Origin of the sequence: Janthinobacterium sp. PSPC1-1 (assembly GCF_049897625.1) — a bacterium.
Lineage (GTDB): Bacteria > Pseudomonadota > Gammaproteobacteria > Burkholderiales > Burkholderiaceae_D > Janthinobacterium > Janthinobacterium tructae.
The window spans coordinates 488925-502949 of sequence record NZ_JAFCWP010000004.1; the positions used below are offsets into that span (position 1 = coordinate 488925).

Consider the following 14025-nt stretch of genomic DNA (forward strand, 5'->3'; position numbering starts at 1 on the left):
GGTCGTGAGCAGGGCAGTGAGAAGGCGGCAGTCAGGTCGCAATACCGTATTTGTGCTGCGTCGCCGCGTATTGCTGCTTGAGCGACTCTAGCTTTGGATGCCTGGGGTCGATCTTGCGGATCACCTGCATCTGGTGTTGCGCCTGTTCGGCCAGTGGCGCTTCCCAGCCCAGCGTGTTGAGCTGGCGCAAGATGGCGTCGACGGAGGCGAACAGCACGGGCAGGTTGCCCGGTGTCTTGCGCAGGGCCTGGCGCAGCACGAAGACGGCGCCCTTGAGCTCGCCGCTTTCCGACTTGCTGGCCGCATCCTGCATCAATTCCTGCACCTGGTGCGTGATCTGCTGGCCCATGCCTTGCGCCAGGTCATGGCGGCCCGCTTTTTCAAATACGTCGACTGCCGCTTCCATCGTCACATCGCTGTCGGCTTCGTTGACGAGTTTCATCATGACGTCGGAGGCCGCCTGCTCCAGGTTGTTTTTCAGGCAGCTCTGCACCAGGCCTACCTTCAGCTGCGTCGACAGGCCGCGCGCCGTGTCCAGCGCGGCGGCGGCCAGTTGCAGTTCGGTGGCGGCGGCGATGTCGTTGCCCGACAATTCATGCAGCATGGCGGCCGAGATGGCGCGGCAGGCTTCCACGTTGGCGCTGCCCCGCAGGGAGCGCTCCATGTCGCGCAGCACGCCGCTCGCTTGCGGCGCATCGCCCTTCTTGACCAGCGCCTTGACCAGGTTGACGTGGTCTTCCGGGTCGCGGAATTCCGAGTATTTGGCCTTGCTTACCACCTGCTTGTAGGCCCGTTCGGCCGCGCCGATATCGCCCGTGTCGTAGGCGATGCCGCCCAAGTGGCGCAGACGGCGCACCATGTGCGGCGAGATGGCCACCGCGTCTTCGAGGACTTTCTTCGCCTGTATCTGCTGGCCCATGGCTTCATGGTTTTGCGCCAGCAAGTCGTAGGCGGCCATGAAGCGGGGATAGGTTTCCACCAGCTGCAGCAGCGCCTCCTGCGCATCTTCATGGCGCTGCTGCTCGAACAGGGTGCGCGCCAGTCCCAGATGGGCCCAGGCCATAGGCCGCGTGGCCAGCATGTCGGCGTACAGCTGTTCCGCTTCCTTCCATTCATCGAGGGCGATGTGCAGCTCGGCGCGCAAGCGGGTGAAATCGGCCGCCAGGCGCGGGTGCTGCAGTTCGGCCGCGCGGCAGCTTTTCACGGCTTCGCGCAAGTCACCCTTGTCGATCAGCTGATACGTGGGCAGGAAAATGGCGCGCCGTTCGATGGCGCGCGCGATGCGTCCGCTCAGCACATCGACGGTAAACGGTTTCAATATGTAGTCGGACGGGGTCAGCTCGGCCGCGCTGATCACCTTGCTGTGGATGGCTTCGGAGGTCAGCATGATGAAGATCGTCCACAGGCCGATCAGCTTGTGGTGGCGCAAGTCTTCCAGCAATTGCTGGCCATCCTGGCCGTCCGTGCCACTACCAAGATCGTATTCGCACAGGATGATGTCGAACGGTTTCTTCATCAGCAAGCGGATGGCCGTGCCGGAATTGACGGCATATTCCACCTTGGTGATGGCCGCCTGGTTCAGCATATTGTGCAGATTGCCCCGCATGCTGGGGTTAGGGTCGACGATCAGGACAGATAAGTCGCTAGTTTCTGGCATTGTTCAGCTCTCGTTCATCTGTTCGGTCATTTGCGGGAACTCTTCTTATACGTATCTGCCTGGCAGTATTACTTTTTATCAGCATACTGCAAAGCCGGGAGACACTGCCAGCAAAATGCATGCAATCGGGCGTGCCGCGCGAGGGCAGGGACGCCCGGCGCCGTCCGGCGTTGTATTTCATGACGCGGGGGCGCTTGCGGCGGCGGCGGCGCCTGTTTTTCCGTCCATTCCTTGACTAGCGTGATAGTATTCTGAAAAATGCAACACTTGTTGCATGCCGCGCCATGCCGCGGCCAGGCATGCGCAAGGCTTTACCGGGCGCTTTATCTCTCTCTGGTGTCGATACCCGTCATGCGCGTTCCTGATCTGTCTACCTTGCGGCGCGTTGCCGTCCCCCTTGCATTTGGCGGCAACAGCGAACAGCAGCATACCTATTTTGCGGAATTGCACCGCGTCGGCCTGGTCACGCAAGTGATGGGCATCATCGCCTACAGCCTGACCTGGCTGATGATGCCAGATCCCTATCATCCGAACCTGCTGCACGCCCTGCTGGCGCTGCTGGGCATGCTGGTCAGCCTGGTGGCACGCTATCGCTGCACCACCTTGCCTGTGCTGACCATTTCCGGCGCCTGCGCCGTGCTGGCCCTGACTTACGGCCTGCGCACGATGGCCGACGCCGTCCAGCACGCCAGCTTCTGGGTCTTGCCCGTGGGCGTCTTCATGACCCTGGCCATCGCCTCCATCTTCAATGGCGGCCTCAGCTACCTTGCCGTGGTGGCAGGCATCTGGTGGAACGTGGGCCACGGCCTGTACCCCGTCAACGCGGGCTTGCCCGACCAATCCTGGGCGCCGTTGATGATCGCCGTGAGCGTGCTGTTCGGCCTGGCGCTGAATGTCAGCTTCAGTTTATTGCGTTTGCGCAACTATCACGCCAAGGTGGAATTGACGCGGCTCGCTTTCCAGGACAGCCTGACGGGCCTGAATAATCGCCGCATGTTCACGCAGCGCGCCCAGCAGATGCATGGCGCAGCCCAAGGCGGCATGCTGCATTTCCTGATGATCGATATCGACGATTTCAAGATCATCAACGACCAGCAGGGGCACGATGCAGGCGACGAGGTGCTGGTGCGCACGGCCGCCATCATCGCCGACAAGACGCAAGGCCATCTGTGCGGGCGCCTGGGCGGCGAGGAATTCGGCATCGTGTATGCGGGCAGCCGCGAAGACGCGTGCGCCTTTGCCGGTGGTCTGGTCGAGGCCGTCAGCCAGGCTTTCCATGCGTCACAGTTCGTGTCGATCAGCGTGGGCGTGGCCGAGCTGGACCGGGGCAAGGAACTGGGCCACAGCTACCGGCTGGCCGACGAAGCGCTGTACCTGGCCAAGCGCCAAGGCAAGAACCGCTACGTGATCGCCGGATGATTGCCTGAGGGTGTTGTTGCCGTGTCAAAAACTGCCGCTTTGCGGGGCAAAAGGGGGGCAAAGCCGCAAGTTCCGGTCATAAGGCAGGGGTAAAACGGGTATAATGCGCGCAAAGGAAATTTGCCGTACGAAAGATATTGTCATACCTACCTTTAACCCGCAGCCACGCTGCATCAACCACCTTCCAATCATGTTGATACTGCCGGGTTCCAATGCCCTGTCCCATTTCCGTAGCCACCGTCTGTTAAGCCAACTGCAAGCCGTCTCGCCTGCGATTGTTGCCGTACAAGCACGCTATGTCCATTTCATCGATGCCAGCGCGCCTCTCACCGACGACGACAGCACGCGCCTTGGCGCCTTGCTGACGTACGGCGAGCCGGCCCAGGCTGACAATACGGAAGGCGCTGCCGAAGAATTCTTCGTCATCCCCCGTTTCGGCACGATCTCGCCGTGGGCCTCGAAAGCCACCGACATCGCGCACAACTGCGGCATGGCGCACATCAAGCGCGTCGAACGCGGCATCGCTTTCCGCATCAACCTGAAATCGGGCATCCTGGGCAGCGCGATTCTAGCAGGCAAACTGACGGACGAGCAGGTACAGGCTGTGGCCGACCTGCTGCACGACCGCATGACGGAATCCGTGCTGCGCAGCGCAGACGACGCCAAGGACTTGTTCCGCACCTTGGAAGCGCGTCCGCTCGAATCGATCGACTTGCTGGGACAGGGCAAGCGCGCGCTGGAAACGGCGAACACGGAACTGGGCCTGGCGATGTCGGACGACGAAATCGACTACCTGGACGCCGCCTTCACCAAGGCCGGCCGCAACCCGACGGACGTGGAACTGATGATGTTCGCGCAGGCGAACAGCGAGCATTGCCGCCACAAGATCTTCAACGCCGACTGGACCATCGACGGCGTGGCGCAGCCAAAATCACTGTTCGGCATGATCAAGAACACGCACGAACTGCAGCCGAAGGGCACCGTCGTCGCCTACAGCGACAACTCGTCCATCATGGAAGGCGCTACCGTGTCGCGCTTCTACCCGCGCGGTGACAGCCACGAATACGCGGCGTCGACCGAACTGACGCACACCCTGATGAAGGTGGAAACGCATAACCACCCGACGGCCATCTCCCCATTCCCAGGCGCCTCGACGGGCGCGGGCGGCGAGATCCGCGACGAAGGCGCGACGGGCCGCGGCGCCAAGCCTAAGGCCGGTTTGACCGGTTTCACCGTCTCGAACCTGTCGTTGCCGGATGCCGTGCGCAGCTGGGAAACGGCCGCTTCCGTGACGGCGCCGCTGGACAAGCGCGCTGACGCCGACCAGTATGGCAAGCCTGAGCGCATCGCTTCGCCTCTGCAAATCATGATCGACGGCCCGCTGGGCGGCGCCGCGTTCTCGAACGAATTCGGCCGTCCTGTACTGGGCGGTTATTTCCGCACGTATGAACAGAACGTCGGCGTCGACAGCGATGCCGTATTCGGCTACCACAAGCCGATCATGATCGCGGGCGGCATCGGCAATATCTCGGCGCAGCACACGCACAAGAACGACATCCCCGTCGGCAGCCTGCTGGTGCAGCTCGGTGGTCCGGGCATGCGCATCGGCATGGGCGGCAGCGCCGCCTCGTCGATGACCACCGGCAGCAACACGGCTGACCTGGACTTCGATTCCGTCCAGCGCGGCAACCCGGAAATGGAACGCCGCGCCCAGGAAGTCATCAACGCCTGCTGGCAAATGGGCGCAGACAATCCGATCATCTCGATCCATGACGTGGGCGCGGGCGGCTTGTCGAACGCTTTCCCGGAAATCACCAACGACGCCAAGCGCGGCGCGATTTTCGACCTGCGCAAGATCCCGCTGGAAGAATCGGGTATGGCGCCGAAGGAAATCTGGAGCAATGAATCGCAGGAACGCTACGTTCTCGCCATCGCGCCGGAAAGCCTGCCACTGTTCAAAGCCATGTGCGAACGCGAACGCTGTCTGTTCGCCGCCGTGGGCGTGGCCACCGAAGAACGTCAACTCAAATTGATCGACCCGGAACTGGGCAACGAGCCGGTCGACATGCCGATGGACGTCTTGCTGGGCAAGCCGCCAAAGATGCAGCGCGACGTGGTCCACGTGGCCAACGATTTCCCGGCGATTGACTTGACGGGCATGGACTTGAAGGATGTGGCGCAAAAAGTGCTGCTGCTGCCTACCGTGGCCGACAAATCCTTCCTCATCACCATCGGCGACCGCAGCGTGGGCGGCATGACCGTGCGCGACCAGATGGTGGGACCATGGCAAGTGCCGGTGGCCGATTGCGCCGTCACCACCATGAGCTTTGAAGGCTATCTGGGTGAAGCGATGGCCATGGGCGAACGCACGCCGCTGGCCGTGATCGACGCCGCCGCCTCGGGCCGCATGGCCGTGGGCGAAGCCGTTACCAACATCGCTGCCGCAGCGATTGCCGACATTTCCGACATCAAGCTGTCCGCCAACTGGATGGCCGCCTGCGGCCAGCCTGGCCAGGATGCAGCCCTGTACGACACGGTGAAAGCCGTCGGCATGGAGCTGTGCCCGGCGCTGGGCATCAGCATCCCCGTCGGCAAGGATTCGCTGTCGATGCGCACCACCTGGAAAGACGAGAGCACGGGCGCGGCGAAATCCGTCACGTCGCCGGTGTCGCTGATCGTCTCCTCGTTCGCGCCAGTGACGGACGTGCGCAAGTCGCTCACGCCGCAGCTGAAAACGGACAAGGGCGACACGTCCTTGATCTTGATCGACCTGGGGCGCGGCAAAAACCGTTTGGGCGCCTCCGCGCTGGCACAAGTCGTGGGCCAACTGGGCAATGAAACGCCGGACGTGGACAGCGCGGAAGACCTGAAAGGCTTCTTCGCCGCCATCCAGAAATTGAACAGCGACGACAAGCTGCTGGCCTACCATGACCGTTCGGACGGCGGCCTGTACGCCACCCTGACGGAAATGGCCTTCGCCGGCCATACGGGCATGTCCGTCAACCTGGACATGCTGACCATGGAAGGCGAGCATTCCAGCGACTGGGGCGACGCCAAGAACTGGACCGGCCAGGTAGCGGAACGCCGCAACGAACTGACCCTGCGCGCCTTGTTCAGCGAAGAGCTGGGCGCCGTCATCCAGGTGCGCGCGGAAGAAAAGTCGCTCGTCATGGACGTGCTGCGCACGTTTAACCTGGGCGCCTGCAGCCATATCATCGGCAAATTGAACGACCGCGACGTCATCGAATTCACGCGCGACGCCAAGCTGATTTACACCCAGCCGCGCGCCGAACTGCACCGCCTGTGGAGCGACACGAGCTGGCGCATCGCCCGCCTGCGCGACAACCCGGCGTGCGCGGACGCCGAATACGACCGCCTGCTGGACGTGCAAGATCCGGGCATGTCGCCGATCGTCACGTTTGACCAGAACGAGAACATCGCCGCGCCATTCATCGCCACCGGCGTGCGTCCGCGTGTCGCCATTCTGCGCGAGCAGGGCGTCAACTCGCACATCGAGACGGCGTACGTGATGCACCAGGCAGGTTTTACCGCTGTCGACGTGCATATGAGCGACCTGATTGCCGGCCGCGTCAAGCTGGACGACTTCCAGGGCGTCATCGCCGTGGGCGGTTTCTCCTACGGCGACGTGCTGGGCGCGGGCGAAGGCTGGGCGAAGACGATTCTGTTCAACGCCAGCCTGGCGGAACAGTTCGCGCGCTTCTTCAACCGCACGGACAGCTTTGGCCTGGGTATCTGCAACGGCTGCCAGATGATGAGCAACCTGAAATCCATCATCCCCGGCGCCCACGCCTGGCCCAAGTTCACGCGCAACAAGTCGGAGAAATTCGAAGGCCGCTTTGCCATGGTCGAAGTGATGGACTCCCCATCGATCTTCTTCAACGGCATGGCCGGCACGCAAGCAGGTATCGCCATCGCCCACGGCGAAGGCTACGCCGACTTCTCGCAAACGGGCGACATCACCCAGGTCAGCAAAGCCATGCGCTTCGTCGACAACAAGGGCGCCGCTACCGAAGCGTACCCGTACAACCCGAACGGCTCGCCGGAAGGCATCACCTCCGTCACCACGCCAGACGGCCGCTTCACCGTGCTGATGCCGCACGCGGAGCGCGTGTTCCGCTCGGTCCAGCAGTCGTATCATCCTGAAGCGTGGGGCGAAGATTCGCCTTGGATGCGCATGTTCAGGAATGCGCGGAAGTTTGTGGGGTAATTTACTTAGCTATTTGCGGCGCGGTGTCTTGGTTCAAGGCGCTGCTGCTGGGGTAGGAATGAGAAAGCCGCTGTCGGGAGACAGCGGTTTTTTTTGTAGACTTTATATAGCCTCTATTTTTATTTTCCCTTGCCATATGTCGATGTGATCCTTTAATTCCGTCATGTCGGACCAAGAAATTGCCCCCTCGGGAAGCAATGCATTATTGATATTTGGTATGCTATCGAGAAGTTGTTTTATGCGATTGGTGTTTGAATGCAACATTAAAAATTACACAGCAGATTCTTGAGGTGCTTCCAGAAACAAACATTAGCAGCACCATTAAAAAAACATAAGTTTTATGTAATTTTGAATTGCAATAATTTACATTATTGAATTTATACATAAATTTCAAAGTCCCTTGCACCAAAAGAAATAGACGTACATTCATGTGCGATCCCTCAAGTCAGAACTGGGTACGCACCTATGTCACCGCCATAGTCGCTAATCGGTTTATCAACCCGCCCCCGCGTGCATCCGTACGCGGACTTCTGGGCAACACGACGCGCCGGCAGCACGCGCACCTGGTCGGCGCCCACCGTGGGCGAACAGGTGATCGTCGCCTGCCCGTAGCCGGCCCGAAGGCGTCGTATGAATTCCACGCGCGCAGCAGCGACGGCCGCGTCAAGGACGCAAGCGCCACCAGCCCGGCGCCGGCCAGCGTCACCGTCACGGTGCTGGCCAACAACGACACAGGCATCGCCGACGCCGCGCTGCTGGCCACCGTGGCGCGCGCGCTCAACGCCGAGGACGTGCGCCCCCTTGGCGACCGCTTGAGCGTGCAGGCCGCCCAAGTCATCAATTACCAGATCGAGGCCACCTTGTTTATCGGCGTCGGCCCGAAAGTGCCGATTCTGCTGGACGCCGTGCGCGTGTCGCAGCCACGCCGCCCGCTGGGCCACAGCATCTACCGGTCCGCCTGCAGCGCCGCCGCCCACGTCGAGGGCGTGCGCAAGGTGGTCTTGACCAGCCCGGCCGCCGACATCGAATTGAACGCCACTCAGGCCGCGCGCTGCACGGCCATCAAGCTCAATGTGGTGGTGAGCGATGAATAAGCTCGTGGCCAGCGCCGAGCTGGTCAACGTGCCGGTGCCGCTGCGCGATCTGTGGAACGCCAACCGCTGCCCGGTCAATCTGCTGCCGTTTCTGGCCTGGGCCTGTTCCGTCGACCGCTGGGACGACGCCTGGCCCGAATCGATCATGCGCGGCGCCATCAAGGCGGCCTATTTCATCCACAAGCACAAGGGCAAGGTCACGCACAGCCTGGGCGGCAGCGGCTTCACCACGCGGGTGGAGTTTGAAACGAAAACGGAAGCGGTCGAGGCGGAACGCGAGGACGAGAATGACCCGGACGAAGGCATCACGGGCGTCGTGGCGAAATGGAAGGACGTGGCGGCGAAGAAGAAAAAGGCGGGGCAGGAGCAGGCTGGTGGCACGGGCACGCTCAAGACGCTGGAACACACATACAAGAGCAAGCAAGCCGCGAAGCGGGCGGCGCTGAATGCGTGGAGGCATATTGAGGAAGTGCGGGACATCATCCGCGAGAACAGCGAGGAAAAACAGAAGCCTTAACCAACTGTGGACGGTGCAGGTAGCTAAACCACTGAAAGCATCATCAGCTACTGGATTACTCGCTGGGCACTTCTCGCCAATAGCCTGAAGGTATCTTTAGCGACCCACCACCACCACCTCCTCCTCCGCCACCACCACCACCACCGGCACTACCTCCGCCGCCTTCAGTGGGAACCGGAGGTGGGTAAAATCCGGGCGGCAAACCTCCTTTAGTAGCAAAACCTTCACAAAATTTTTGATACTCAGGGCTGGCTTGATATCTCTCTTTTGCAGTTGCAATCGCTGCGTTTTCATACGCAATCGATCCAGGAGTCAGACCTGCTACCGAAGCCGCCATTAGACTATAAAGGTCGGCGGGGATCCCCGGCCCGGGAACCACTAATGATCCACTAGTTATTCCTCGATCAACAAGATAATTAAAAACAAAGATAGACGCCAATGCCTCTCGTTTATAACACCAGTCAACAATCTTAGCCGGATCTGTTTGGTAATCAAGCGCAACTCTTGTTGCGTAAAATGCATGACCAAGCTCATGAAGAAAAATAGAGTCATATGCTTTAAGGTATGGTATTCCACCTATAGCATTAGCCAGCGAAGTCACATCATGAGGGTTTATAAAAATGGCACCTGGTTCCGAAATGCCATTTTTCATTGGTTTAGGTACATATATGCTTCTCCCATCATAAGTATTATCCGCACTACCTTGAACAATAAATTTATCGAAGAATGCAGCTGGTTGAGAGCCACGCAAAGCTTGGAGCCTTGCCATAGGAAGTGGCGGATTGGAAGGTGTCTTTATAGGCATATTAATTCTCAATAGGTGGTTGAATGGCTGACAAACCAATGGATATGACACAATTATCGATTGACCTTACTACAACATACATATCAGGAAATTCCGGATTTATCTTCCGGTAAGCCTCATATTTCACCGGTGGACGCTCTTGTGATCCTGCAAAAAAATCTGGCAAGATGACAGGTTCCTCAGCAGATGGCTCCCCCCAAACTTTCGAAAGAAGAGCGTTGGGTATGCAGGCATATTTTGGCGCTATTTCAAGCGTTACTTCTGCACCACCATCAGACTCCTCTTTAAAAGTGAACGTCCTCAGTGCATTAAAACGTATATCAGAAGTAGGAAATCGGTGTTCAGTGTAGTAACAGGATTTACCGTGCTTGGTATTTTCGACACAATGGATCGAACTAAAATTCGCACTACCTTTTTCAATGATGTTAGCCAGGACGATACTCTCTGGTCGTTGAGACATATTGACAATAACACCCACAAGCTCCTCCACCCGACGACGCTGCAAAGGTGTTGCAGAACCAGTGATTGCCTTTGCGATCGTTCCCACCGCCATAGATTGCGCGGCTGAGGTATCATCAGCACAAAAAACAAACAGCATAGCAGTAATTAAGAAGTTAATTTTCACTCGCATATATCCCCCATAAATGACGATGTTTCCGTTACGCGCTAAAAATTGATGCATGTGCAATTTAATGAAATTTATTATGCATCAAATCCACATTCAACTCTACACATTCAACTCTACACATTCTATCGGCGGGCGTGGCCGAATGGCAGCGCATCCTGCGCGGCCTGGCCACCTTCGAAACGAGCCTGGCCCTGGGCAACCCGGCCGTGTTCCCGCAATCGCCCGTGACCGTGCAAGGCTTCAAGCCCGAGATCGATGCCCCCGAGTGGCTATCGATCAAAGTCACGCACAGCCTGGGCGGCAGCGGCTTTACCACGCGCGTGGAGTTTGAAACGAAGACGGAAGCGGTCGAGGCCGAGCGAGAGGACGAGAAAGACCCGGACGCCTCCAAGCAGTCGGTGATCGTTCAATAGCTGCGGTTCTGGCCAGTCGAGGCTGACAGGTTTTCTATCTAAACATCAACGTACCCGCGTTTTTCAACACAATAGCCCCAAAGCGGACAGCCACTTCGGTAATCCTTGGCATGATTTGCCCGGAACGAAAACGACTGTAGCGTGCTTGCATGAGCAGACGGTTAGCCGACTGCGTTAAGAGACGGTTTAATAACTTAGCGGAAATTTAGTCGATGCAGCAGCAACGATCCCATGGCCAGGTAGATCATGTTTTCCGACACGTCAATGCGCTGTTCGTAGTCGCGCACCAGGCGCCGGTAACGCATCAGCCATGGGAACGTTCGCTCGACCACCCAGCGCCTTGGCTGAACAGCGAAACCTTGCTGCCCCTGCAAACGCCGCACGACTTCCACAGTAAAGTCGAGAAACGCGGCCTTGTCCATCAACTGTCTGCGGTCGTATGCCGCATCTCCAAACAGATGCTTCACCCACGGCCAGCGTTTGATCAAGCCATCGAGCACCATCTGCGCGCCAGTGGCGTTGGCAATGTCGGCTGGCGTCAGGTGCATCGCCAGCAAGCGACCATCCGTGTCGACCGCGATATGGCGTTTGCGCCCGCTGAGTTTCTTGTTGGCGCCATAACCTCGCGTTCGCGCGCCGGGCGCTTTCACGCTCTGGCTATCGACAACACCAGCACTCGGCAGCACCTCCCGCTCATTGCACAAGCGATCCAGCATCAGCGCCAAGTCATGGATGGTACGAAACAGCATGCGTCGCATCAGCCGCCGAAGCCAGTAATAAACCGTCTGATACGGAGGGAAATCATTCGGCAGCATGCGCCACTCGCATTCAGACCGCACCATGTAACGCAACGCATTGATCACCGTGCGCAAATCCGTCTTGCTCGGCCTTCCCGTCTTCGCTTGCTTTGGCAGCAGCGGTGCGATCAAGCGCCACTCTTCATCTTTCACATCCGTGGGATCGCCACGTTTGAGTCCCGTCCTCACCTGCTGATGCCGGTTTCGATTCTCTTGCGTCCACATCATCAATCGCTCCAAAACATCAAAGATGCTTTGACCCGAAAGTTGCTATGAAGTTTTTAAACCGTCACTTAGTTGCTTAAAAGAAGATGTCCTATCTTCTCGAATTTTAAAGCCACACTTACAACCCTTTCGCCACCCCCACAATCACCATCGCCGACGGCACCAGCAAAAACTGCGCAATCAGCGTCCCCGCCAACCGGCTCCCCACCAGCCACACCACCGCGCGTCTAAACTGCGATTCTTCGATCTTGCCTTCGATGACGTCATCCGTCATGCCCGACATGTGCGGGTCGATGAAGACGGCCATCATGATGGTGGCGCCGCCGTTGATGATCGATGAAAGCGTGCTGGAGGTGACGCGCACGCTGGGGTCCAGCACGCCCGCGTACAGCGCCGCGAAGACGCCCACCGTCCACAGGGCCGTGGCAATGACGTTCATGGCCGTCATGGAGATGGAGACGCCTGATTGTTGGCGTAGGCCCGTGACGTTGGCGGGCTTGGGCAGGCTGGCGGAGGTCTTGAGGTAGGACAAGCCGCCCTTGAAGACGGCGTGCAGCAGCAGTTTCGGCACCGACCTGTGCACCTGGAAATGCTCCACGGCGCGGCAGAAGGCGCGCTGGAAGGTGGGGATAAGTATCGCGCCAATAATTGTGGCCAGGCTGGCGGAGAACAGTAGCCAGCGGAAGTCTACCAATAGCGTGCTGGCGGCAACGTGCTGGTCTATGCCCGTTTCCACGCGCTTGGCGAGGAATGGTCCCAGGAATGAGTTCGACGTCCGCGACAGCAGCATCAGAATGCTGAACAGGGCCAGCGACACGGCGATGCGCCGCGTGCGGATACCGGCGATGCGCACGGAGTAGGCGAGGGTACCGATAATGTGGATGATAAATGTCAGTGCGCAAATCAACAGCAATTGCTTGTCCATCACAACCTTGCAGTAAAGAAAATGTAATTCCATGCTGCCATGGAGTTAGTTATTTTTCAACTGCAAATAAGATAATTTTCTTATTAATTGGGTTTCGTGGTGTTTTGTGCGTTTGTATGCAGTTGGCAGTTTTTCACCCCAAGGCAGAAACTGGGGTCAGACCCTTAGGGTCTGACCCCGGCCCTTGTTCTGGGTTTGGCCATGCTTTCATCGGAGGCAAGGCTCGTTCTCGCCGCTTGCATTTCAGACATGTGCCCTCATCTGTGTGGCAATGGTAGCCTGTAGCGCTGCCTCATCTGAACCAACAAGGAGAACCACCATGAGTTTCGATTCCTTTCTGTCCAAACTGAAGACCAAAGCAAGTGAACTGAAAACGGAAGCCCTGAAGTACAAGAACAAGGATTTCCTGAACGCCGCGATGGCAGGCTCGGCCCTGATCGCCATGGCCGACGGCAGCGTCAGTGCGGAAGAGAAGCAGAAGATGGTGAAGTTTATTGAAAGCAATGACGCGTTGTCGGTGTTTACCACCACGGACGTGATCAAGGCTTTCCAGGACTATGTCGGGCAGCTGGAGTTCGACAAGGATATCGGCGAAGCCAAGGCGTATCAGGCGCTGGGCAAGATGAAGTCGAATGTGGAGGCGTCGCGTTTGCTGGTGCGGATGATTATTGCCGTCGCTTCGTCGGACGGCAATTTCGATGCCAACGAGCAGCGCGTGGCCAGCAAGATCGCGCGCGAGCTGGGCTTGACTCCGGCGGAGTTCGAGTTGCAGTAAAGCCGGGCCAGCCGGCCCCGGCTGGCTTAACTCTTGTCCCACCACGGCGGCGTGCCCGACGACCAAGGGCACGTCATTTGCACTTCGCGTATCCTGTAGCGGATCTCGATCACCTGGCCTGGGCTGAAGGGACCGCGTTTCCAGTCGCCTGAATCAAAGACGTAGCCTTTGCCCTTGATGCAAAGACTGGTCGGGTTGTTGCCGATGGGGCCGGTCGAGTGCAGGGTGACGCGCACTTCGCCGTTGGCGTCCAGCGGGGCGTCGCCGCCCATGAAGAGTGGATCCGAGCCGATGTCGCAGACAGTGGTGCTGCCGATCTTGCTGCAGTGCTTGATATACGTTTGCTGGCGCGCATTGGCCAGGTAATCGTCATGCCGCATCGGCTTGCCGTCGTCATAGGTAAAGCGCAGGGTCACTTGCGTGGGCTCGCTGGCCGGATGGCGCGTGGTGCTGGTGCACGCGGCGCTGACCAGGGCCAGCAAGGGCCAGGCCAGCAGGCGCAGCAGGCGGGCTGGAATCTTTTCAGTCTGGGACATGGTGCT

12 protein-coding genes are annotated in these 14025 nt (G+C 58.8%); 6 read left to right on the forward strand and 6 right to left on the reverse strand.

What is annotated here, in order from left to right; translation table 11 throughout:
- Window positions 1-31: 31 nt before the first annotated feature.
- Window positions 32-1657 (reverse strand): response regulator, encoded by a 1626-nt coding sequence (locus tag ACP7EG_RS15945; RefSeq protein ID WP_426088374.1) that lies wholly within the window; start codon window positions 1655-1657, stop codon window positions 32-34.
- Window positions 1658-2008: 351 nt separating this feature from the next.
- On the opposite strand from ACP7EG_RS15945, the gene ACP7EG_RS15950 reads away from it, so the two are divergent.
- From ACP7EG_RS15950 to ACP7EG_RS15965, 4 genes are all read left to right on the forward strand, one after another.
- Window positions 2009-3076, forward strand: coding sequence for a GGDEF domain-containing protein (locus ACP7EG_RS15950; RefSeq protein WP_426088375.1), 1068 nt, complete (start codon window positions 2009-2011; stop codon window positions 3074-3076).
- A gap of 190 nt (window positions 3077-3266) precedes the next feature.
- Window positions 3267-7304 carry a phosphoribosylformylglycinamidine synthase gene (gene purL / locus ACP7EG_RS15955; protein WP_426088376.1) on the forward strand — a complete coding sequence of 1346 codons (4038 nt, stop codon included), beginning with the start codon at window positions 3267-3269 and terminating at the stop codon, window positions 7302-7304.
- 428 nt (window positions 7305-7732) lie between these two features.
- Window positions 7733-8398 (forward strand): baseplate assembly protein, encoded by a 666-nt coding sequence (locus tag ACP7EG_RS15960; protein WP_426088377.1) that lies wholly within the window; start codon window positions 7733-7735, stop codon window positions 8396-8398.
- Window positions 8391-8915: a phage tail protein I gene (locus tag ACP7EG_RS15965; RefSeq protein WP_426088378.1), complete on the forward strand. Its 525-nt coding sequence runs from the start codon at window positions 8391-8393 to the stop codon at window positions 8913-8915. Before ACP7EG_RS15960 ends, ACP7EG_RS15965 begins: the two co-directional genes overlap by 8 nt.
- 55 nt (window positions 8916-8970) lie before the next feature.
- Here the strand turns inward: ACP7EG_RS15965 and ACP7EG_RS15970 are convergent, their stop codons facing one another.
- Both ACP7EG_RS15970 and ACP7EG_RS15975 read right to left on the reverse strand, forming a co-directional pair.
- The gene (locus ACP7EG_RS15970) at window positions 8971-9720 is read right to left on the reverse strand and encodes a hypothetical protein (RefSeq protein WP_426088379.1); all 750 of its coding nucleotides are present in this window, start codon (window positions 9718-9720) and stop codon (window positions 8971-8973) included.
- Between the two features lies 1 nt (window position 9721).
- Window positions 9722-10402 (reverse strand): hypothetical protein, encoded by a 681-nt coding sequence (locus tag ACP7EG_RS15975; RefSeq protein ID WP_426088380.1) that lies wholly within the window; start codon window positions 10400-10402, stop codon window positions 9722-9724.
- A gap of 80 nt (window positions 10403-10482) precedes the next feature.
- On the opposite strand from ACP7EG_RS15975, the gene ACP7EG_RS15980 reads away from it, so the two are divergent.
- The gene (locus ACP7EG_RS15980) at window positions 10483-10761 is read left to right on the forward strand and encodes a hypothetical protein (protein WP_426088381.1); all 279 of its coding nucleotides are present in this window, start codon (window positions 10483-10485) and stop codon (window positions 10759-10761) included.
- Between the two features lie 194 nt (window positions 10762-10955).
- Here the strand turns inward: ACP7EG_RS15980 and ACP7EG_RS15985 are convergent, their stop codons facing one another.
- Window positions 10956-11783 (reverse strand): IS5 family transposase, encoded by an 828-nt coding sequence (locus ACP7EG_RS15985; protein ID WP_426088509.1) that lies wholly within the window; start codon window positions 11781-11783, stop codon window positions 10956-10958.
- A gap of 118 nt (window positions 11784-11901) precedes the next feature.
- A complete protein-coding gene (locus ACP7EG_RS15990; RefSeq protein WP_426088382.1) occupies window positions 11902-12708 on the reverse strand; it encodes a lipid II flippase Amj family protein in 807 nt (268 codons plus the stop codon).
- A gap of 319 nt (window positions 12709-13027) precedes the next feature.
- On the opposite strand from ACP7EG_RS15990, the gene ACP7EG_RS15995 reads away from it, so the two are divergent.
- Complete coding sequence (locus tag ACP7EG_RS15995; protein ID WP_096235317.1) at window positions 13028-13483, forward strand: tellurite resistance TerB family protein; 456 nt, start codon at window positions 13028-13030, stop codon at window positions 13481-13483.
- Window positions 13484-13509: 26 nt separating this feature from the next.
- Here the strand turns inward: ACP7EG_RS15995 and ACP7EG_RS16000 are convergent, their stop codons facing one another.
- Complete coding sequence (locus ACP7EG_RS16000) at window positions 13510-14019, reverse strand: hypothetical protein (protein ID WP_426088383.1); 510 nt, start codon at window positions 14017-14019, stop codon at window positions 13510-13512.
- Window positions 14020-14025: the final 6 nt, after the last annotated feature.

What these genes read in the sequence shown, in the direction of transcription:
- ACP7EG_RS15945 (WP_426088374.1), bottom strand. Translation starts at nt 1,657, where the DNA reads ATGCCAGAAACTAGCGACTTATCTGTCCTGATCGTCGACCCTAACCCC.
- ACP7EG_RS15950 (WP_426088375.1), top strand. Translation starts at nt 2,009, where the DNA reads ATGCGCGTTCCTGATCTGTCTACCTTGCGGCGCGTTGCCGTCCCCCTT.
- purL (WP_426088376.1), top strand. Translation starts at nt 3,267, where the DNA reads ATGTTGATACTGCCGGGTTCCAATGCCCTGTCCCATTTCCGTAGCCAC.
- ACP7EG_RS15960 (WP_426088377.1), top strand. Translation starts at nt 7,733, where the DNA reads ATGTGCGATCCCTCAAGTCAGAACTGGGTACGCACCTATGTCACCGCC.
- ACP7EG_RS15965 (WP_426088378.1), top strand. Translation starts at nt 8,391, where the DNA reads ATGAATAAGCTCGTGGCCAGCGCCGAGCTGGTCAACGTGCCGGTGCCG.
- ACP7EG_RS15970 (WP_426088379.1), bottom strand. Translation starts at nt 9,720, where the DNA reads ATGCCTATAAAGACACCTTCCAATCCGCCACTTCCTATGGCAAGGCTC.
- ACP7EG_RS15975 (WP_426088380.1), bottom strand. Translation starts at nt 10,402, where the DNA reads ATGCATCAATTTTTAGCGCGTAACGGAAACATCGTCATTTATGGGGGA.
- ACP7EG_RS15985 (WP_426088509.1), bottom strand. Translation starts at nt 11,783, where the DNA reads ATGTGGACGCAAGAGAATCGAAACCGGCATCAGCAGGTGAGGACGGGA.
- ACP7EG_RS15990 (WP_426088382.1), bottom strand. Translation starts at nt 12,708, where the DNA reads ATGGACAAGCAATTGCTGTTGATTTGCGCACTGACATTTATCATCCAC.
- ACP7EG_RS15995 (WP_096235317.1), top strand. Translation starts at nt 13,028, where the DNA reads ATGAGTTTCGATTCCTTTCTGTCCAAACTGAAGACCAAAGCAAGTGAA.
- ACP7EG_RS16000 (WP_426088383.1), bottom strand. Translation starts at nt 14,019, where the DNA reads ATGTCCCAGACTGAAAAGATTCCAGCCCGCCTGCTGCGCCTGCTGGCC.